The following is a 20,044-nucleotide window of genomic DNA, read 5'->3' as shown; positions in this document are numbered from 1 at the left end:
TCAGCCGGGGACGTTCGCCATCCGGGGATCGTGACTGAAGCGCAAGAGCGTCGCGCCGCCGGTCATCGGGCTGACCCTGCACAAGAGCGGCCGGCCGTCCCGCAAGAGCAGCGGCGCCTCCCAGGCGGCGCGGTCGCCAAGGCTCAGCACGAAGTCGCGGATGTCACCCCAGATCGGGCTGGGGGCGCAGGCGTCCTGCCAGGAGGCGGTGGCCTCGCTCACCGACAGATCGGCCACGCAGGTGTCGGGATCATCGCCCCAGAGCCCGCGATAAGCTTCGTTGCAGAAGCTGAGAACCCCCTGGGGTGAGAAGACCGCCACGGCCTCCTCGAGGCTGTCGAGCACCGAATGGGCCTGGTCCAGCTCTTGCCGAAAGCGCCGGGTGAGGGTGATTTCGGAGCTGATGTCCTCGAACAGAAAAGCGATCCCGGCGTCAGGATGCGGCCGCCCCGTGATCCGGTAGGTCAGGCCCGCGGGCAGCTCCCACGTCTCGATGTAGAGATCGGAGGAGGCCGCGGCGATGAGCCCCGTCAGGTGTTCGCGCCAACCCTTGTAGTTTTTCGGCTCGGGCATCATGCGCCCCTCGCGTAGCGTATCGAAGACGCTCATGACGTTTGGGCGGGCGCTGAGAAATTCGGCCTGCAAGCCGGTGAGGTCGATCAACGCGGGATTGAACAGCACCAGGCGGTGATCGCGGTCGAAGACCGCGAGGCCGATGGGCAGATGCGCGAAGATACGGGTCAGGGTCTGCAGGAAACTGCGCTGGTTTATCTCGGCCCGGATGATGGCGTCGATATTCGTGGCGAAATGCATCCAGCCATCGCGGTTGCGATGGGACTGCACCTCGTTCCAGTAGCGGCTGTCCTCGCCGCGCGCGCCAAGAGCGGTCCGGCTGCGGCGCGTGTCGCTGCCGTCGGGGGCGACCAAATCGAAGGGTGCGGGGCCAGTGGGCGAGGCGTCGACCTGCGCGCAGGCGTCTTCGTAGGCGGCATTGCTCCAGACCACGTTTTGCGTCTCGTCGGTCTGCCAGATCGGGCAGGGCACCAGGGCTAGGGCGCGGCGCAGGCGGGGCAGCTCGTTCAACTCGGACTGCAGCTTGAGCCGCGCACCCGCGGCCATGGGCTCGGCCTCGATCAAGAGCCGAAGCGCGGGGCCCTCTGGACGGACCAGCAGCCGGGCGCCGGATGCCCCGACGGCGGAAAAGCTTGCTGGCTCGGCGGGCAGGGTTTCGGGCAGCGGGCCGAAATAGACCTCGAGCCGCGGCCGCAGCGACGGCCAGTCCGGCGTGTCGCCGGGCTCGGTTTCGAGAAAGTTTCGCGCTGCCCGGGTAATGTCGGCGACCCTTTGGCCGATCATCAGGATTTCGGTTTCTTCGTCGCGGCAACTCGGGCTTTCGTCCACGCGCCCCGAGGCGGGCGATGCGTGGGACGCGCGCAAGCCGTAGGTTCCCAAAAACGCCGCGATACCAGCGCCGACTCCGATGGCGAGCGCGATTGTGAGCTCCAATCCGGCCTCCGTTCCGTTGGACGTTTGGCCAGATTACGGTCTTACTGGTTAATAGACGGTTAATTTTGAGCGAGCGATCAAGAGCGGTGCGCAGAGAGGTGAGGTCAGGCGCCGAAGGCGGGATTCTCGCCGAGCGGGGTGCCCGGCGCGGTCTCGGGCGCGACGATGGCCACGCGCGGCCAGACCAGTTCGACCACCGCGCCCCGGCGTGTGCCCGGAGGCTCGGGTGCGGTCGGATCCGAGCCATTGGCGAAGCTCAACTCGGCGCCGGAGCGCTCCAACAAGGTCTTGGCGATGAAAAGGCCCAGCCCCATGCCCTCGTATTCGGGCCGGGCGCGGCGTTCGGCCTCGGTCTTGCGGCGGCGGATCATCGGATCGCCGATCCGGCCTATGAGATGCGGCGGGAAGCCCGGCCCGTCGTCGATGATCCGCACGGTGACGCTTTGCGCATCCCAGCCGGTCTCGATCCAGACCCGGCTGCGGGCGAAATCGACGGCATTCTGCACGAGATTGCGCAGCCCGTGGATCACCTCTGGGTGACGCAGGACCTGCGGCATGGGCAGATCGGTGTCGCCGATCGTCTCGAGGCTGACGTGCTTGCCGCGGTTCTCGTGCGGCTCGGCTGCCTCGCGGATCACCTCGGTGAGCGGGGCAGTGCGCAGGTGCAGATCGTCCTTCCCCGCCCGGCCCATGGAGCGAAGGATGTCGCGGCAGCGGTCGGCCTGCGCCCGGATCAGCCGTGCGTCCTCCTGCAGCTCGGGGCGGTCGTCAAGCTCTTCGATGAGCTCGGCCGAGGTCAGCTTGATGGTTGCCAGAGGCGTGCCCAGCTCATGCGCCGCCGCAGCCACCACGCCGCCCAGATCGTTGAGTTTCTGCTGCCGCGACAGCGCCATCTGTGTGGCGTTGAGCGCATCTGACATGGCGTTCATCTCGGTGGTGACCCGGCGGGCATAGACCGACAGGAAGACCAGAGCGATGGCGATGGCCGCCCATTGGCCGAAGACGAAGAGATCGGGGATCTGCAGCACCTGCCCGTCGACTGTGTGCAGCGGCACATGCGCAAAGACCATGCCCGAGATCAGCAGGAAGGCAGTGACGTTGAGCACGATGGTCGAGCGCAGCGAGAGCATCACCGCCGAAACGGTCACCGGCCCCAGCACCATGACAGAGAAGGGATTGTGCAGCCCGCCGGTGAGATAGAGCAGGAAGCACAGCTGCAAGAGGTCGAACATCACCATGAGGAAGTTCTCGGCTTCCGACAGGCGCTTGGTCTCGGGGAAGATCAGGCTGGCGACGAGGTTGCCGATCACCGAAATGCCGACGGCGAGATAGCACAGGCCGAGCGGCAGCTGCAGATCGTAGACCGATTGGGCCACCACAAGCGCGGCGATCTGGCCGACGATGGCCACCCAGCGCAGCAGGATCATCGTGCGCAGCCGGATGAAGGTGCTGCGTTCTTCCTGCCAGGGCAGGACCAGGTCCGTCGGGCTCATGCCGGTGTCTTCTTTCGCATGGTTTCTTGGCTTGCGCCTCGGGGGGCAATCGTTAGGTCTGGGAGTGTCATGCTTGGGTCGGGGATTTGCAATGCGCCTCGCCCCGGCGCCGGCCCGATCGATCCCCGGAAGGAACCCGCCATGAAGCCCGCCACGCTTGTCGCCATTGTCGCCGCCGGCGGCCTCGTCGCCCTTTCCGCCGGGATCTGGGTGGCAACCCAATGGGGCCGGGGGGACGATCCCTTTGCCGACTGCCGCGAAGGCGTGGTGGCTGGCGGGGCCGGGGCGATCGGCGGGCCCTTCGAGCTGGTGCTCCCCTCGGGAGAGACGGTGACCGACGCCGATGTGATCACCGAGCCGACGCTGCTTTATTTCGGCTACACCTTCTGCCCGGACATCTGCCCGCTCGACAATATCCGCAACGCCGATGCGGTCGACCTGCTCGCCGAGGCCGGCTATTCGGCGACGCCGATGATGATCTCGGTCGATCCGGCGCGGGACACGCCCGAGGTCATGGGGCAGTATGCCGCGAACATTCACGACAAGATGATCGGGCTGACCGGCTCGGAAGCGCAGGTCGCGCAGGCCGCGAAGGCCTACCGCGCCTATTACAAAAAGAACGACGAGGATCCCGAGTTCTACTCGGTGGATCATTCGGCCTTTACCTACCTCGTCCTGCCGGGCCTCGGCTTCGCCGAGTTTTTCCGCCGCGACGTGACGCCGGAGCAGCTGGCCGAGCGTACCACCTGCTACATCGATCGCATGGGTCCGGCTTGATTTGACCGCATGTCGCGGGCGGGATAAGAGAATTTCTCATACGGCGCTTCAAGCCGGTCCATAGGACGGGGGCCTCCGTGGCGGAACTCACACAAGACGACCTGGGCGAAGATCGCTCGCTGCTGCTTGTCGATGACGACGAGCCTTTCCTCAAGCGGCTGGCCAAGGCCATGGAAAAACGCGGCTTCGAGGTCGAGATCGCCGAGTCGGTCGCGGCCGGCACTGCCATCGCCAAGGCGCGTCCGCCGGCCTATGCCGTGGTCGACCTGAGGCTCGAGGATGGCAACGGGCTCGACGTGGTCGAGGTGCTCCGCGAGCGGCGCCCCGACAGCCGCATCGTCGTGCTGACCGGCTATGGTGCCATCGCCACCGCCGTCGCCGCGGTGAAGATCGGCGCCACCGACTACCTGTCGAAGCCGGCCGACGCCACCGACATCACCAATGCCCTGCTGTCGCGCGGCGACGACCTGCCGCCGCCGCCGGAGAACCCGATGAGCGCCGACCGTGTTCGTTGGGAGCACATCCAGCGGGTTTACGAGCTTTGCGACCGCAACGTGTCGGAAACCGCGCGGCGTCTCAACATGCACCGCCGGACTTTGCAGCGCATCCTCGCGAAGCGCTCGCCGAAGTGAGGGGCAGCGCCCGGGCAAGCGCACCCTCCGGCGGCGGTATGTCTGCCTAGGAGAAATCAGGGGCCGCGCTTCGCAAGGGCGCGGCTTCCGTCTGTCCGGCAGGGCTCAGAGGTCGTAGCGCTTGAGCACCTTGTCCACGGTGCCGCCATCGCCGAGCCGATAGTCGCGGATCGTGCCGTAGTCCTCGAAGCCGCGACTCTGATAGTAGATCAGCCCGCCCTCGTTGTCGGCGCGGATCTCGGCGTTGATCCAGGCGTAGGCTTCGTCGCGGCAGGCGGCGCGGGTGGCCTCGAAAAGCGCCGAACCGATGCCGAGCCCGGTGCGGCCGACCCGCGCGAAAGTTGCGATTTGCGCGACCGTGTCACCATGTTGCGGGTGCGGCTCGACCCATTGGAAGCCAAGCAACGTGCCGGCCTCGTCCTCTGCAACGTGCCAGACGGCGCGCGGCGTGCCCATCCAGTGGCGCAGATCCTCTCCGCTGACGGGCTGTGTCATCGCCGTGGTGCCGCCCTGCGCGATGATCTCGTTGAGCAGCTCGGCCATCGGCCGCGCATCGAGCGTGCCCGCACGGCGGATGGAGATCCCAGCGCGGCTCACAGCAGCGCCAGCAGCTCGGCGTGGCGCGCGGTATAGGCGCGGCGCACCTCGACCGGCGGACGCAGGTGGATGTCGAGCCCTTCGACCAGGGTAGCGTCGGGGCGTTTGAAGAAGCGCGAGGCTTCGGTTTCGGAAAAGCCGGCGATCTGGGTGGCTTCCATCCAGGCCGAGACGTTGTCGGCCTTCTTGATCTGCTTCTTGAGACGGATGCCGGGCGTGGCGGGCAGGCCGAAGCGGATATGGATCGCCGCCGCCAGCCGCTTGTCGAGTTCGCCGTAGCCCGGGCCGACCGCCGCTTTCACCGGTGAGATCATGTCGCCGATGACGTATTCGGGCGCGTCATGCAGCAGCGCGAAGAGTTTCTCGGCGGGACTGGCACCGGGGCACAGACGGCAGAACAGCGTCTCGACCAGCAGCGAATGCTCGGCGACGGAATAGGGGAAGTCGCCCCGGGTCTGGCCGTTCCAGCGGGCGACGAAGGCGAGGCCGTGGGCGATGTCCTCGATCTCGATGTCCACCGGTGTGGGGTCGAGCAGGTCGAGGCGTCGGCCGGAGAGCATGCGCTGCCAGGCGCGGGGTTGCTTGGGTTTGGGAGGCATCTTCAGAGGTCCAGGTCTTCCGTGGCGTAGACAAAATTGCCGTGCAGCTTGCCGCGGACCCAGTGGCCGAGGCCGCGGAACCTGCGCTGGATCCAGGTCTCGTTGCCGCGGTTCTCGAGGATCAGGATCCGCCTGCAGCGGTGGATGAGGTGATAGGCGCTCTTGAGCGCGCGCTTCTCGTGACCCTCGACGTCGAGTTGCACGATCGTCACCTGCCGGTCGCGCGGAATGACGAAGTCGAGCATCGCCGCTGCGGCGCCGGGCAGGACGTCGCCGAAGAAGGTGCCGGCGTGAACGATGTCTCCGCCGCCCGCATGGGCGCGCATGAAGGCCATGGTCTGAGGTTCATAGATTCCGCCGGCCAGGACGGCCTTCATCGCGGGGCGCGTCTCGAGCCCTGCGGGCACGCAGTAGCGCCCGTAAGCCTTGCTGGGAGGAGTCTGGTCCATGCCGCGGCTGCCTTTGGCGGATTATGCTTCCGTTTAGGCCAGACTGTGATCCACGTTGCGGGGCATAGCAAGGGATGCTACCCAGCCCAGCAATCCCGATATTCGAATTGGAGCGCCGGACCATGGCTGAAGACTATATCGTCAAGGACATCTCGCTGGCCGACTTTGGCCGCAAGGAACTCGACATCGCCGAAACCGAGATGCCGGGCCTGATGGCCTGCCGCGCCGAGTTCGGCGAGGCGCAGCCGCTGAAGGGCGCGCGGATCGTCGGCTCGCTGCACATGACGATCCAGACCGCGGTGCTGATCGAGACGCTGAAGGCGCTGGGCGCCGACGTTCGCTGGGCCTCGTGCAACATCTTCTCGACCCAGGACCACGCCGCCGCCGCGATCGCCGCGGGCGGCACGCCGGTCTTTGCCGTGAAGGGGCAGACGCTGGAAGAGCACTGGGATTACCTCGATCGCTCGTTCCAGTTCCCCGAGGGCGCGAACATGATCCTCGATGACGGCGGCGACGCGACGCTCTACATCCTGCTCGGCGCGCGCGCCGAGGCGGGCGAGGATCTAGGCGTGGCGACCTCGGAAGAGGAAGCGGTGATCCACGCGCAGATCAAGAAGCGCATGGAGCAGAGCCCGGGCTGGTTCGCCAAGACCCGCGAGGCGATCATGGGCGTCTCGGAAGAGACCACCACCGGCGTGCATCGCCTGTATGATCTGCAGAAGAAGGGCCAGCTGCCCTTCCCGGCGATCAACGTCAACGACAGCGTCACCAAGTCGAAGTTCGACAACAAGTACGGCTGCCGCGAGAGCCTCGTGGACGGCATCCGCCGCGCCACCGACGTGATGATGGCGGGCAAGGTCGCCGTGGTCTGCGGCTACGGCGACGTGGGCAAGGGCTCGGCCGCCTCGCTGGCCGGTGCCGGTGCGCGGGTGAAAGTGACCGAGGCTGACCCGATCTGCGCCCTGCAGGCGGCGATGGACGGCTTCGAGGTGGTGCTGCTGGAGGACGTCGTTGCCGACGCCGACATCTTCATCACCACCACCGGCAACAAGGACGTGATCCGCATCGAGCACATGCGCGAGATGAAGAACATGGCCATCGTCGGCAATATCGGCCACTTCGACAACGAGATCCAGGTGGCCTCTCTGAAGAACCACAAGTGGACCAACATCAAGGACCAGGTGGACATGATCGAGATGCCCTCGGGCAACAAGATCATCCTGCTGTCGGAAGGCCGCCTGCTGAACCTCGGCAATGCCACCGGCCACCCGAGCTTCGTGATGTCGGCCTCCTTCACCAACCAGGTGCTGGCGCAGATCGAGCTCTACAAGAACGGCGACCAATACGAGAACAAGGTCTACATCCTGCCCAAGCACCTCGACGAGAAAGTGGCGCGCCTGCACCTCGATCGGGTCGGTGCCAAGCTGACCACGCTCTCGACCGAGCAGGCGGCCTATATCGGCGTGACGCCGGAAGGGCCGTTCAAGCCCGAGCACTACCGCTACTGAGTTAGAGCCTGTTTCAGGCTATTTTGCAGACGCCCCGCCGTTCGGTGGGGCGTTTCGCATTTTGGGGCGTGAAGATGCGTCCTGAGGGAATACCTGGGCAAAGATGACAGGGCGCCGGGTTTCACCGGAGCGTCACATCACGGCCACGTGAGCGTTACGCAATGTCCGTAGCAGCGGCGCATCAATGCATCCACGAGGAGTTCCCGATGCGCCTTTCGCTTTCCCTTCTCGCCCTCGCCAGCGCGGCCGCCGCGCCCGCCACGGCCCAGGAGATCTTTCCGGCCAAGCTCGCCGGTCACGCCTACCTGCCCGCCCTGTCGCTGGTCGAGCCGCCGGCGGATGCGCCGCGTGATGCCTGGCTCTCCGGCAAGTTCACCGGCGCCGCGCGCAATGGCCAAGCGATGAGCGTCGAGGGCAACACCGGCAAGACCTACGGCAACCACGGCACCGGCATTTCGCTGCCCTTCATCGGTCAGCCGGTGCAGGGCATGTCGGGTTTTGCCATGACCCGCGCCGAGGACGGCAGCTTCTACACGCTGACCGACAACGGCTTCGGCTCGAAGCGCAACTCGCCCGACGCCATGCTGTTCTTCCACCGCATGGCGCCGGATTTCGAGACCGGCACGGTCGAGCGCCGCGAGACGATTTTCCTGTCGGACCCGGACCACAAGGTGCCCTTCCGCATTGCCTATGAAGGCACCGAGAGCCGCTATCTGACTGGCGCCGACTTCGACACGGAGTCGATCCAGGTGCTGGACGGTGACGTTTGGATCGGCGACGAGTTCGGCCCCTACATCATCCGCGCCGGGCTCGACGGCGTCGTGAAAGATGTCTTTGCCACCGAGTTCGACGGCAAGGAGCTTCATGGCCCCGACACTTACAGCGTTTTTGTCCCCGCGACTGCGGGCACCGACTACCAGGTGCAGCGCTCGGGCGGCTACGAGGGCATGGCGCTGCAGCCGGGCACGGACCTGCTTTGGGCGATGCTGGAAAAGCCGATCCTGATCGAGGGCGGCGAAACCGAGGGGCCCTTCCTGCGGGTCATCGCTTTCGACCCTAAAGCAGGAGAATGGACCGGTGAGAGCGTGAAGTTCCAGCTTGCCGAGGGTGCCACGGCGATCGGTGATTTCAACTTCATCGACGAGACCCGCGCGCTGGTCATCGAGCGCGACAACGGCGAGGGCGACATGACGCAGGCCTGCGCCGAGGGTGCGACCGAGACCGCCGAGTGCTACCCGAACCCCGCCAAGGTGAAGAACATCGTGCTGGTCGACATGAGCGACACCGACGAAGAGGGCTTCATCCGCCGCATTGGCCAGATCGACCTGCTGAACATCGCCGACCCCGATGCCAAGGCGCTCGAGGGCATGGGCGCGGGCGGCGATCACTTCAGCTTCCCCTTCTTCACCATCGAGGACGTGATCGCGGTGGACGAGACCCACATCCTGGTCGCCAACGACAACAACCTGCCTTTCTCGGGCGGGCGCGTGCCGGGCGAGGCGGCGCACAACGAGTTCATCCTGCTCGAGGTGCCGGAACTGCTGGCCGCGAAGTAAGGCTCTGTTCCAAGTAAAAAGGGGGCGCCTTTCGGCGCCCCCTTCGTGTTCCGTCGTGCCGTGTCGTGTCGGGGCTCAGGCGTAGCGCTTGATCTCGCCCGACTTCAGCCGGCTCATGTAGCTGTTCATCTCGGCCTTCACGATCGGCATCAGGAAGTAGAGGCCGACGATGTTGAAGAGCGCCATCGCGAAGATCGCCGCATCCGAGAAGTCGATCACCGGGCCGAGGTTCATCGCCGCGCCGATGATGACGAAGATGCAGAACAGGATCTTGAAGCTCACCTCTTGGAACTTGCCTTCGCCGAACATGTAGGTCCAGGCCTTGAGCCCGTAGTAGCTCCAGGAGATCATCGTCGAGAAGGCGAAGAGGATCACCGCCAGCGCCAGCACGTAGGGGAACCACGAGATGGCGGATCCGAAGGCCGCCGAGGTCAGCGCCACGCCAGAGACGTCGCCCAGGGTCTCGACCCGGCCCAGTTCAGCGTTCCAGATGTACTGGCCGGTCTCCGTGTCTACTTGCAGCACGCCGGTGATCACGATGACCAGCGCGGTCATGGTGCAGATCACCACCGTGTCGATGAAGGGCTCGAGCAGCGACACGAACCCCTCGGTGATCGGCTCCTTGGTGCGCACCGCCGAGTGGGCGATGGCCGCGGAGCCGACGCCCGCCTCGTTCGAGAAGGCCGCCCGCTTGAAGCCCTGGATCAGCGCGCCGACGAGCCCGCCCGCGACGCCGAGCCCGGTGAAGGCGCCGTCGAAAATCTGGCCAAGTGCCCAGCCGATCCGGTCATAGTTCATCAAGATGATGATCAGTGCCGTGCCGACGTAGAGCACGCCCATGAAGGGAACGATCTTCTCGGTGACTTGGGCGATGCTTTTCAGGCCGCCGATGATCACCGCAAAGACGATGGCCGCGAAGATCACACCGGTGATCCAGCCCGGGTAGTCGCCGATGATATTGGCGAGCTGCGCATGCGCCTGGTTGGCCTGGAACATGTTGCCGCCCCCCAGCGAGCCGAGCACGCAGACGATCGAGAAGCAGATCGCCAGCACCTTGCCGAAGCCGGCAAAGCCGCGCTCCGCCATGCCCTTGCTGAGGTAGTACATCGGTCCGCCCGAGACGGTGCCGTCGGCGTATTCATTGCGGTATTTCACGCCGAGCGTGCATTCGGTGAACTTGGACGCCATCCCCATGAGACCCGCGAGGATCATCCAGAAGGTCGCGCCGGGCCCGCCGATCGACACGGCAACAGCCACACCGGCGATATTGCCGAGACCGACCGTGCCCGAAAGCGCCGTGGCGAGGGCCTGGAAGTGGCTTACCTCGCCGGCGTCATCGGGATCGGAATACTTGCCTGACACCAGCGCGATCGAATGCGGGAAGGCGCGGAACTGCACGAAGGCGAAATAGAGCGTGAAGATCGTCGCCGCGACCACCAGCCAGAGCACGATCCACGGGAAGGATGTGCCGGGGAAGGGGGCGAAGATGAAGTTGACGAAGGGGGTGGTAAAGCGGCCGACAACCTCGTTGATCCGATCGTCGAGGGTCTGCGCCGCCTCCTGCGCTTGGACGGGAAGGGCGGCGAGCGTCGCGCCGAGGGCCGGAAGGCCGACGCGAAGGGCGATTTGAATGGGTTTCATGACGGGTCTCCAGCGGCTCAGGGCACGATGACGGTTGGCACGGGGGCGACCTGCGCAAGGCCAAGGGGCACCGATCCAAAGATACGTGCGGCCATGGACTGCGTGCCGGACCTGCCGACGAAGATCATGCTCGCGCCTGCGTCCGACGCGATCTCGGCCACCAGCTCGACCACCGATCCGTAGCGGATGCGGCAGTCGCCCTCGAGCCCGGCGGCGTGCACCTTGGCGAGCGCCGGATCGAGCATCACTTCCCTGGCCCGCGCCATTTCCTGCTTGCGGCGGGCGTGGCGCTCCTCGATTTCCTGAGGTGTCAGGAACTTGTAGGGCGACCATTCAAGGATATGGACAAGCAGCAAGGCCGCATCGTCCTTCTTGGCCCGCGCGATTGCATAATCGAGCAGGCCGTCATCACCTTCCTTATTCTCGTAGGCGACGACAAACGTCTCTGTTGCCATTGGAATTCCCCGGGTTTCTGCGTTTGAGAGCACAGGGCGATGCCCGTTATCCGGGTCTGCCAATCCTTGCACTCCCCCGCCCATGCTGCGGGCGGCATCACGGCTTTGTCACTAAAAAAAGTTTAACGCCATGCCGCGACTACGCGCCGCGCAGAAAAACAGAACGATTTTCCTCTCTTTATCAACAATCAAGGGGGACTATAGTCTGGTCAGGAAAAGCTGCGCCCGGCGCGCAGGAAGACCCAGTTCAGGAGGAGAGTGAGATGGGCAAGCGAGACGATCTTATCCAGAAATACGCCGCGGACCTGCGCGAGAAGTGCGGCACGGAGCCAGACATGGATCTGCTCACCCAGGTCACCATCGGCTGCGGTCCGTCGATCTACGATACCGATGCCTCGACCGTTGCCGCCAGCGAAGCGCACGAGCTGGAGACCGTGAAGGACAACTTTCTGGTCAAGAAGCTGGGGCTCGAGGACGGGCCGGAACTGATGGAGGCGATCAATGCCGTGGTCGATACCTACGGGCGCTCCGAGCGCAACAAGTACCGGGCGGTGGTCTACTACCTGCTGGTGAAGCATTTCGGCAAGGAAGGCGCCTACGCCTGAGGGCGGGTCGCTAGAATTCTAAACACTACCGCTTTGCGCCCAGGGCGCGACCATGCGACATTCTAGGCTCGGCCAGAACGGTCGGGTCCAGTTTCTCCGAAACGTGCGTGGGAGCACGCGGGGTGGTACAGGGGTCCGGCTCTTGGCGGACCCCTGTTTGCGTGGTGAAGCCGCGCGTTGCTTCCGTCGCCGGTGGTTCTCAGACCGTCCGCGACTCCCGTCCGGCCCCAGCGCTGCCAAGCGGCCTCACCGCCGGATCAGGCCTTCAGCCCGCCCTTGGCGCAGATGTGCAAGAACTCGGCCTCGGTCACCGGCTGTACCGACAGGCGGGACTGCTTGATCAGCGCCATCTCCGAGAGCGCCGGGTCGGTCTTGATTTCTTCGAGCGTGACCGGGGTCGGCAGCGTCTCGACAGCCTTGATGTCCACGCATTCCCAGCGCGGGTCATCGGCCTTGCTGTCGGGGTGCACCTCGGCGCAGATCTCGATGATGCCGACAACCGCCTTCTCGCTCTGCGAGTGGTAGAAGAAGCCGCGGTCGCCGAGTTTCATCTCGCGCATGAAGTTGCGGGCCTGGTAGTTGCGGACGCCGTCCCATTCCTCGCCCGCGTCGCCCTTCGCGAGCTGGTCCTCCCAGGACCAGGTCGAGGGCTCGGACTTGAAGAGCCAGTATCTCATCTGCTCACCCGATGACCTTTTTCCACGCGGTCAGCGTGACGCTCTCGAAGAGGCCAGCCAGCGCATAGGGATCCTTGTCGGCCCAGTCCTGCGCCGCGGCCATGTCGGCGACGTCGAGGATGACCAGGCTGCCGGCCATCTCGCCGGCGTCATCCAGCAGCGGTCCCGCCTGTGCGACCACGCCGGTGCGATCAATGTAGGCGAGATGTTCCGCACGGGTATCCTTGCGGATCTGCAGGGCACCGGGTTTGTCCTTGGCGAAAAGCGCGACGAGCATGGTCATTCCTCCTTCAGGGGTCGAGACAGAAGCTCTTCGAGAGCTTCGGCGATGGTGACTTTGCCTTCGGTCAGCGCGGCGACAACGCCCGAGACCGGCATGGGGAGTCCGTCACGCGCCGCGAGCGCGGCGACGGCGCGGGCAGTGGCGGCGCCCTCGACGGTGACCGAGGGGTCGAATCCCTCGGCGCGGCCGAGCGCCTGGCCGTAGCGGTAGTTGCGCGACAACTCCGAGGTGCAGGTGAGCGCCAGGTCGCCAAGGCCCGAAAGCCCTGTGATCGTCTCTGATTTTGCTCCCAGGTGCACCGCAAGCCGGGTCATCTCGGCAAAGCCACGGGTCATCAGCGCGGCACGGGCGCTGTCGCCGAAGCCGGCGCCGATGCAGGCGCCGCAGGCGATGGCCATGACGTTCTTCAGCGCGCCACCGACCTCGGCGCCGGTGACATCCGTGCTGCGGTAGAGCCGCAGTGTCTTGGTCGAGAGCACGTGCTGCAGCACCAGCCCTGCCTCGGCGTCCGCGCAGGCCAGCGTCAGCGCTGTCGGCAGGCCGCGGGCAATGTCCGCGGCAAAGCTCGGGCCGGTGAGGATTGCGGGCAGGGCGCCGGGCTTGGCATGGGCGATCACATGGCTCGGCCCCTCGCCGGTCGCCAGATCGATGCCCTTGCAGCAGGCGACCAGCTTCTGCCCCTCGAGCGGCTGGGCAATCGACCCCAATACGGACGAAAGCGTCTGCATCGGCACCGCGAGCAGCAGCGTCTCGGCGGTCGAGGCGCGGGCGAGATCGGCGGTGACCTCGATCCCTTCAGGCAGGGTCACCCCGGGCAGGCGGGCGGTCTGGCGGCTTTGCGCCATCGCGCCCATCGTGTCCGCGTCGCGGCCCCAGAGCATCACCTTCCGACCGTCCTGCGCCAGCGCCACGGCCAGCGCCGTGCCAAAGGCACCCGCGCCAAGAACGCCAATCATGCCTTTGCCCCTTTTTTCCCCGAGCCGAGCAGCGGCGCGGCGGTCTTGTCGAGTGGCCAGCGTGGACGCGCGGCAAGGGTCATGTCAGACACTTCCCCGGCCGCCAGAAGCTCGCCGCCGGCATAGGCGATCATCGCCGCATTGTCGGTACAAAGCCGCAGCGGCGGGGCGGTGAAGGCCACCCCATGCTCTTCGCAGAGACCTTCCAGCGCGCCGCGCAGAGCCTTGTTGGCGGCAACGCCCCCGGCCACGGCCAGCGCCGGCTCGGCGGGAGTTTCCTCGAGATAGAGCCGCATCGCGCGCCGGGTCTTCTCGGCCAGCACGTCGCGCACCGCCGCCTGGAAACCGGCGCAGAGGTCGGCCACGTCCTGCCGGTGAAGCCCGCCCTGCTCCTCGATCAGCTTGTCGCGCAGGCGCAGCAGCGCGGTCTTCAACCCCGAGAAGGACAGATCGCAGCCCTCGCGGTCGAGCAGTGGACGCGGGAAACGGAAACGTGTCTCGTCGCCGGATTCCGCCGCCTCCTCGACCGAGGGGCCGCCGGGCTGCGCCAGCCCGAGCAGGCGGGCGGTCTTGTCGAAAGCCTCACCGGGCGCGTCGTCGATGGTGCCGCCGAGCCGCTTGAAGGCCTGCGGGCCCCGCACGATCAGGAACTGGCAATGCCCGCCCGAGACCAGCAGCATCAGATAGGGATAGGCGAGCCCGTCGGTCAGCCGCGGCGTCAGCGCGTGGCCGGCAAGGTGGTTCACCCCGATCAGCGGCTTGCCGGTGGCCGCCGCGATGCCCTTGCCCATCATAACGCCCGAGAGCACGCCGCCGATCAGACCGGGGCCCGCCGTCACCGCGATGGCATCGAGCTCGGTCACCGGCACCCCGGCCTGCACCAGCGCCTGTTCGATGGCCAGATCGAGCTTTTCGGCATGGGCGCGGGCGGCAATTTCGGGCACCACGCCGCCAAAGGCCGCGTGCAGCTCATTCTGGCCGAGCACCACCGAGGACAGGATCTCTTGCCCGCGCAACACGGCGGCGGCGGTGTCGTCACAGCTGCTTTCCAGCCCGAGGATCGTCAGTTCCGGCATCGGCACATCCGTTGCATCCCTTTGGTCCTGCAGCTACCACCAGAGCAGGGCCCTCACAATCCCGAGCCCTCCAATCCCGGAGCAAGGATGCCAGATTCCCAGCCCCTCCTGCTGCTCACCCGCCCGCGCGCGGCCTCCGAGCGCTTTCTCGGCGAGCTTCGTGACGACGGCTTTTCGGGGTTCACGCCGATCCTCAGCCCGCTGATCGAGGTCGAGACCACCGGCCCGCTGCCCGAGCTCGCGGGAGTTACCGGGCTCGTTTTCACCTCTGCAAGCGGCGTGCGCGCCTATGCCGAACTGGGGGGTACGCCGCTGCCGCTGTGCTATGCCGTGGGCGAGGCGACGGCCCGCGCGGCGCGGCTGATCGGGATGACCCCGCGCGTCGCACAGGGCGATGCCGAGGCACTTCTGGCGCTGGTTCTAGGCGAGTCGCCCGGCGGCGCGCTGCTGCATCCGCGCGGCACCCATGCGCGGGGCGATCTTGCCGCGCGACTCACCGCGGCCGGTCAGCCCTGCGCCGAGGCGGTTATTTACGACCAGCCGACTCGGCCGCTCAGCGCCGAGGCGGTCTCTGCGCTGCGCGGACAACTCCCGGTGGTCGTGCCGCTTTTTTCGCCTCGCAGCGCCGCGCTCTTTGCCGCGGCTGCGCGGGACGTTAACGCTACCGCGCCGCTTTTCGCCGCATATATGAGCGCGGAGGTGGAAGCGGCCCTCTCCGGCCTCTATGTTCTCGACTCAGAGATTGTTTTGCGTCCCGACGCCGGGCTTATGCGTAAGTCGGTGGAAAAGCTCCTAGAATGCGCGCGATTGCTTGTGGAGCGCGTCGGGTCCGTGAAAAGTTATGAAAGTGACGCGAGATCTGCAGAGGATCCGCAAGCGACAGATTGAAAGGGTGGACCGCGTGGCCGACAAGAAGAAGCCTCTAGACGACGCCAAGGACAAGCCGGAGGAGGGGCAGTCCTCCCCCGAGACCGAGGCCACCCTCGATGAGACGGCCGAAGGCACCGACACCGCGCCGGCGGATGACAGTGCCGCGCCTGAAGGCGAGGACACGCTCGGGGACGAGGTGAAGAACGCCGCCGGGGCCGAGAGTCTCGAGGCCGACGCGGACGATACGCTCGCCGGCGACGCGCCCGACACGATCGCAAGCGCCGAGGGCACTGACACCTTCGTGACCGAGGACTCGCTCCTCAGCGCCGAGGCCGAGGACACGGTTGCGCAGGATACGGCGGCGCAGGAGCCTGCCAGTTCCATGGAATCGATCCACTCGGTGGGCGAGGCAGTCGAGCTCGACAGCGACACCGATGTGGGCAAGGACGCCGACACGCTGATCGCCGAGGGCGACGATAGCCTCGCGGCACGGACCGACACCTCCGCGCCGGCCGCCGCTGTGCCGCCGCGCGAGGTGGTCCGCGAGACGGTGGTCGAGCGCAAGGGGGGCTTCGTGCCGATGGCGCTTGGCGGCATCCTCGCCGCGGCGCTTGGCTGGGGCGCCTCGAGCTACCAGTCCGGGAGTTACCCCTTCGGCGACGGCGGTGACGCGTTCGAGGCGCAGACCGCGGCCTCTCTGGCAGAGCAATCCGAGAAGATCGACGCGCTGAGTGGCACGGTTGCCGAGACCGCGGCGCAGGTGGGCGGCATCGACCTTTCCGGGCTCGAGAGTTCCACCGCCGATCTCGGCGCGCGGATGCAGGCCGCCGAGGGCTCTGCGGCGACGCTCACCGAGCAGGTGGCGCAGTTGCAGTCCCGGATCGAGAGCATGCAGAACCAGTGGTTGTCGGAATCGGTCTCGCCCGAGGCCATGGCCGCCTACGAGAAGGCGCTTGCCGACGTGCGCACCGCGATCGAGACGCAGCGCGCCGAGGTCGAGCAGATGACCCAGGACGCCATGGCGGCGCAGCAGAGCGCCTCGGATCAGGCGATGCTGGCCAAGTCGCGCACCGCGCTGTCCGACATCAACACCGCGCTGCGCGATGGCGCGCCCTACACCGAGGCGCTGCAGGTGCTGCAGACAAACGGTGTGAACGTCCCCGATGGGCTGGCCGCTTCCGCGGACGAGGGTGCACCGACCCAGGCTGCGCTGGTGGCCGATTTCCCGCCCGCCGCGCGCGATGCGCTTTCGGCTGCCCGCCGGGCCGAGGCCACCACCGAGGATACCGCCAGCCGGGTCACCACTTTCTTCGCCAACCAGCTTGGCGCCCGCTCTGTTGAGCCGCGCGAGGGGGACGACCCCGACGCCGTCCTCTCGCGCGCCGAGGCGGCACTGCGATCGGCTGATCTTGGCACCGTGCTGAGCGAGCTTGCGACTTTGCCGGAACCGGCGCAGGCCGAGCTGGCCGATTGGACCGCCCGCGCCGAGGCGCGCAAGGCGGCGCTCGACGGCGCCGATGCCGTCGCACAGACACTGAACCAGAACTGAGGGTAAGGGATCGTTTTCATGCTTTGGTCACTTCTGAAAATCGTTCTCTTCGTCGCCGCCGTGGCGGGGCTGACCCTCGGGGCCGGCTACCTGATGGAAAGCTCGGGCGGGGTGCAGGTCACCGCCGGCGGGATGGAGTTCACCCTCGGGCCGCTGCAGTCGGTGATCGCCGCCATCGTGCTGGTCTTCGTGCTGTGGGTGGTCTTCAAGCTGGTCTCGCTGCTCATCGCCATCCTGAAGTTCATCAACGGCGACGATACGGCACTGTCGCGCTATTTCGACCGCAACCGCGAGCGCAAAGGGTACCAGGCGATGTCCGAGGGGCTGCTGGCGTTGGCCTCGGGCGAGGGCAAGCTCGCCATGGCCAAGGCGCAGAAAGCCGAGCGCTACCTGCACAAGCCCGAGCTGACGCAACTGCTGACCGCGCAGGCCGCCGAGATGACCGGCGACACCCGCAAGGCCGAGGAAGTTTACAAGAAGCTCATCACCAACGAGCAGACCCGCTTCGTCGGCATCCGCGGTATGATGAAGCAGAAGCTGGCCAAGGGCGACACGGACACGGCGCTGAAGCTGGCCGAGCGCGCCTTTGCGCTCAAGCCCAAGCACGAGGAAATCCAGGACCTGCTTCTGCAGCTGCAAGCTTCGAAACATGACTGGCAGGGCGCGCGCAAGACGCTCTCGGCCAAGCTCAAGCACGGCGCCCTGCCGCGCGATGTCTACCGCCGCCGCGACGCCGTCCTGGCGCTGTCGGAGGCCAAGGACATCATGGACGAGGACAAGCCGATCGAGGCCCGCGAGGCGGCCATCGCTGCGTCGAAGGGCTCGCCCGACCTGATCCCCGGCGCGGCCATGGCGGCACGCTCTTATATCGCGCAGGACAAGCCCAAGCTGGCGACCCGCATCCTCAAGAAGGCATGGTCGGTTCAGCCGCACCCGGACCTGGCCGCCGCCTTCGCCGAGATCGCCCCGGACGAGACCCCGTCGGCACGGATGAAGCGTTTTGGGACGCTCACCTCGATCAACCCCGAGCACCGCGAGACCAAGCTGCTCAAGGCCGAGCTGGCGCTCGCCGCCGAGGACTTCCCCGAGGCACGCCGCGCCGTGGGCAACCTCGCCGAGACCGAGCCGGATGCCCGCGTGCTCACCGTCATGGCGGCCATCGCCAAGGGCGAGGGCGCGGCCGAACCGGTGGTGCGCGGTTGGCTGGCAAAGGCGCTGCTGGCGCCGCGCGGCCCGCAATGGGTCTGCGACAAGTGCAACCACATCCACGGCGAATGGGTGCCGGTTTGCGCCAATTGCGAGGGCTTCGATACGCTGAGCTGGCGCAGCCCGCCGCAGTCCGACGTCGCCCCCGCCGGGGCCGAGATGCTGCCGTTGATCATCGGCTCGCTCGAGGATCGCAGCGCCGAGGCCGAGGCCGCGACCGAGGCGGAAGAGGCGCACGAGGTGCTTACGCCGGCGCCCGAGACGCCGGCGGACCCGCTCGACGGCGCCGAGACGTCTCCTGACCTGAAGCGGGACGTGCCGGATGCCGAGACCGTTGAAGACACGGCGGAAGGCAGCCACGGCGCGGTTGAACACGAGAAGGCAAAATAGGCCTTTTCCTGCGGCGGCCCCGGTGCTAAGAGGCCGCCCACCAGTGCCGCTGTAGCTCAGCTGGTAGAGCACGTCATTCGTAATGATGGGGTCGGGGGTTCGAGTCCCTTCAGCGGCACCACTAAATAGCTGGTAAACCAGTGCAAAAGGGCCGCCCTTCGGGGCGGCCTTCTGCTTTTGAGGAAGCGCGGAACCATTGCGGAACCAGTTTAGAGTGCGAAAGAGCTAGGCGTCAGTCGCGGAAGTGTGACCTACTGCGGCGCTCAAAATCTAGCCTCGACGGGGGCTATGAGATCAGTTTCCGGGTTGCGATCTTTCTGCATGAACCGATTCGCATTGGGAGGGTTGTCTCTGCCCGATGCGCGCGGCGCCTCTTAGCACATCCTCTCGTATCCGATGGATCAGCTGTGCGCCGGTTTCCGGCAAATATTGATCACGTTTAGCCTGATGACGCTCGCATCACTGTGTTCTTGGCGGGGAACGTGGGGAACACGGGGAACGCTCTTTCTTTTGTTGGTGCTCTTCGCGTTCCCCGGGCCGCAGCTGTGTGGGGAACTGCGGGGAACACATCCTCAAGAGATGGGCGGTGCTAGGAGGAGTTGCCTGAAATACTGCTTCTGCCCACTTTTGGTTCGAGCTGCCGGTGTATTGCGGCTAATCAATGTTTTTGGTTGGCCTCCATGGCCCAAAAAACTCCATTTAGCTCATATCTTGCACGAGCCTCCCTGCGCTGGTCCACTAGGCGAGGCAATAGTCTAAGCCCTTGGGGGTACTACCCGTCGCCCTGCGCGGTAAGCGTTGCAAAGAGCCCCCTAGTGGATCTATTCCTCACGCCCCTTGGGCCCTCTATATATTGGCGTACGCCAATACGGGAGTGCGAGAATCGGTTGCGATAGGTCCAGTGCCGACCTTCATGCTTGGCAAGACGCATGACTGATCTAACCCAGCAGCTACTTATCGACAGGAGCGTGTAACCGGCGCACCCAGCTCAATGCGATGACTAGACCATCTCAAGGCGTGCGAATCCTTCCGCACTAGCCTTCCGGACGTAGAGCTGGCAGCTAACTGATATTCAAAGCAGCTGTTTCAACCGCTCATATCCCACCTTCTCGTTGCTTATCAGCGAAGGAGGTCCGGTAGATTGCGGCGCGACAAACAGGATGAGATTCCGCGTCAATCAGGATGAGACGCAGCGGCGTGTGACCGCTTCCGGCCGGGC

The 20,044-nt window shown here is 66.0% G+C and carries 19 protein-coding genes and 1 tRNA gene; 9 read left to right on the top strand and 11 right to left on the bottom strand.

All coding sequences use genetic code 11. The annotated features are described in order from the left end of the window. Both G0D83_RS09755 and regB read right to left on the bottom strand, forming a co-directional pair. Entirely contained in the window at positions 1 to 1,506 is a 1,506-nt protein-coding gene (locus G0D83_RS09755) for a PAS-domain containing protein (RefSeq protein WP_164192754.1), read from the bottom strand. A gap of 104 nt (positions 1,507 to 1,610) precedes the next feature. Further along, positions 1,611 to 2,999, bottom strand: a complete 1,389-nt coding sequence (gene regB, locus G0D83_RS09750; protein WP_164192751.1) for a sensor histidine kinase RegB — start codon at positions 2,997 to 2,999, stop codon at positions 1,611 to 1,613. A gap of 141 nt (positions 3,000 to 3,140) precedes the next feature. Between regB and G0D83_RS09745 the strand changes: the two genes are divergently transcribed. Together G0D83_RS09745 and G0D83_RS09740 are read left to right on the top strand one after the other, a co-directional pair. After that, positions 3,141 to 3,776, top strand: coding sequence for an SCO family protein (locus G0D83_RS09745; RefSeq protein WP_164192748.1), 636 nt, complete (start codon positions 3,141 to 3,143; stop codon positions 3,774 to 3,776). A 77-nt stretch (positions 3,777 to 3,853) separates the two neighbouring features. Beyond that, the gene (locus tag G0D83_RS09740; RefSeq protein ID WP_164192745.1) at positions 3,854 to 4,408 is read left to right on the top strand and encodes an ActR/PrrA/RegA family redox response regulator transcription factor; all 555 of its coding nucleotides are present in this window, start codon (positions 3,854 to 3,856) and stop codon (positions 4,406 to 4,408) included. A 105-nt stretch (positions 4,409 to 4,513) separates the two neighbouring features. Here the strand turns inward: G0D83_RS09740 and G0D83_RS09735 are convergent, their stop codons facing one another. Genes G0D83_RS09735 through G0D83_RS09725 form a run of 3 tightly spaced genes read right to left on the bottom strand, consistent with a single transcriptional unit; the run spans position 4,514 to position 6,053 of the window. Further along, positions 4,514 to 4,951: a GNAT family N-acetyltransferase gene (locus G0D83_RS09735; RefSeq protein ID WP_108964174.1), complete on the bottom strand. Its 438-nt coding sequence runs from the start codon at positions 4,949 to 4,951 to the stop codon at positions 4,514 to 4,516. A gap of 50 nt (positions 4,952 to 5,001) precedes the next feature. Further along, the gene (locus G0D83_RS09730) at positions 5,002 to 5,604 is read right to left on the bottom strand and encodes an HD family hydrolase (protein WP_164192742.1); all 603 of its coding nucleotides are present in this window, start codon (positions 5,602 to 5,604) and stop codon (positions 5,002 to 5,004) included. A 2-nt stretch (positions 5,605 to 5,606) separates the two neighbouring features. Further along, positions 5,607 to 6,053: a hypothetical protein gene (locus G0D83_RS09725; RefSeq protein ID WP_164192739.1), complete on the bottom strand. Its 447-nt coding sequence runs from the start codon at positions 6,051 to 6,053 to the stop codon at positions 5,607 to 5,609. A 122-nt stretch (positions 6,054 to 6,175) separates the two neighbouring features. On the opposite strand from G0D83_RS09725, the gene ahcY reads away from it, so the two are divergent. Beyond that, positions 6,176 to 7,561 carry an adenosylhomocysteinase gene (gene ahcY, locus G0D83_RS09720; protein WP_108964171.1) on the top strand — a complete coding sequence of 462 codons (1,386 nt, stop codon included), beginning with the start codon at positions 6,176 to 6,178 and terminating at the stop codon, positions 7,559 to 7,561. A 206-nt stretch (positions 7,562 to 7,767) separates the two neighbouring features. Then, complete coding sequence (locus tag G0D83_RS09715; protein ID WP_164192736.1) at positions 7,768 to 9,117, top strand: esterase-like activity of phytase family protein; 1,350 nt, start codon at positions 7,768 to 7,770, stop codon at positions 9,115 to 9,117. A 75-nt stretch (positions 9,118 to 9,192) separates the two neighbouring features. On the opposite strand, the gene G0D83_RS09710 is transcribed toward G0D83_RS09715, so the two are convergent. Next, positions 9,193 to 10,758, bottom strand: a complete 1,566-nt coding sequence (locus G0D83_RS09710; RefSeq protein ID WP_164192733.1) for a sodium:alanine symporter family protein — start codon at positions 10,756 to 10,758, stop codon at positions 9,193 to 9,195. Positions 10,759 to 10,775: 17 nt separating this feature from the next. Beyond that, positions 10,776 to 11,213, bottom strand: a complete 438-nt coding sequence (locus tag G0D83_RS09705) for a universal stress protein (RefSeq protein WP_164192730.1) — start codon at positions 11,211 to 11,213, stop codon at positions 10,776 to 10,778. A gap of 263 nt (positions 11,214 to 11,476) precedes the next feature. Between G0D83_RS09705 and G0D83_RS09700 the strand changes: the two genes are divergently transcribed. After that, positions 11,477 to 11,818, top strand: a complete 342-nt coding sequence (locus G0D83_RS09700; protein WP_164192727.1) for a DUF2853 family protein — start codon at positions 11,477 to 11,479, stop codon at positions 11,816 to 11,818. Between the two features lie 257 nt (positions 11,819 to 12,075). Here G0D83_RS09700 and G0D83_RS09695 read toward each other — a convergent pair whose 3' ends face one another. The 4 genes from G0D83_RS09695 to tsaD are packed head-to-tail and all read right to left on the bottom strand — an operon-like array spanning position 12,076 to position 14,810. Then, the gene (locus G0D83_RS09695) at positions 12,076 to 12,495 is read right to left on the bottom strand and encodes an EVE domain-containing protein (RefSeq protein WP_164192724.1); all 420 of its coding nucleotides are present in this window, start codon (positions 12,493 to 12,495) and stop codon (positions 12,076 to 12,078) included. A 4-nt stretch (positions 12,496 to 12,499) separates the two neighbouring features. Next, complete coding sequence (locus G0D83_RS09690; protein WP_164192959.1) at positions 12,500 to 12,772, bottom strand: YciI family protein; 273 nt, start codon at positions 12,770 to 12,772, stop codon at positions 12,500 to 12,502. Positions 12,773 to 12,774: 2 nt separating this feature from the next. Next, entirely contained in the window at positions 12,775 to 13,734 is a 960-nt protein-coding gene (locus G0D83_RS09685) for an NAD(P)H-dependent glycerol-3-phosphate dehydrogenase (protein WP_164192721.1), read from the bottom strand. After that, positions 13,731 to 14,810: a tRNA (adenosine(37)-N6)-threonylcarbamoyltransferase complex transferase subunit TsaD gene (gene tsaD, locus G0D83_RS09680; RefSeq protein WP_164192718.1), complete on the bottom strand. Its 1,080-nt coding sequence runs from the start codon at positions 14,808 to 14,810 to the stop codon at positions 13,731 to 13,733. The genes G0D83_RS09685 and tsaD overlap by 4 nt, the downstream gene beginning before the upstream one ends. Positions 14,811 to 14,897: 87 nt before the next feature. On the opposite strand from tsaD, the gene G0D83_RS09675 reads away from it, so the two are divergent. The 4 genes from G0D83_RS09675 (at position 14,898) to G0D83_RS09660 (ending at position 18,946) form a co-directional block, all read left to right on the top strand. After that, positions 14,898 to 15,698, top strand: a complete 801-nt coding sequence (locus G0D83_RS09675) for a uroporphyrinogen-III synthase (RefSeq protein ID WP_164192714.1) — start codon at positions 14,898 to 14,900, stop codon at positions 15,696 to 15,698. Positions 15,699 to 15,711: 13 nt separating this feature from the next. Then, complete coding sequence (locus G0D83_RS09670; protein WP_164192711.1) at positions 15,712 to 17,229, top strand: COG4223 family protein; 1,518 nt, start codon at positions 15,712 to 15,714, stop codon at positions 17,227 to 17,229. A gap of 18 nt (positions 17,230 to 17,247) precedes the next feature. Further along, positions 17,248 to 18,825, top strand: coding sequence for a heme biosynthesis protein HemY (locus tag G0D83_RS09665; RefSeq protein ID WP_164192707.1), 1,578 nt, complete (start codon positions 17,248 to 17,250; stop codon positions 18,823 to 18,825). A 45-nt stretch (positions 18,826 to 18,870) separates the two neighbouring features. Continuing rightward, a tRNA-Thr gene (locus G0D83_RS09660) sits at positions 18,871 to 18,946 on the top strand. The last annotated feature ends 1,098 nt before the right edge of the window (positions 18,947 to 20,044 follow it).

The sequence above is a fragment of the Salipiger sp. PrR003 genome (assembly GCF_010500785.1).
In the GTDB taxonomy this organism is placed as follows: domain Bacteria; phylum Pseudomonadota; class Alphaproteobacteria; order Rhodobacterales; family Rhodobacteraceae; genus Salipiger; species Salipiger pacificus_A.
Note: the sequence above shows the minus strand (reverse complement) of the source record. Positions and strands in the feature narration are given on the sequence as shown.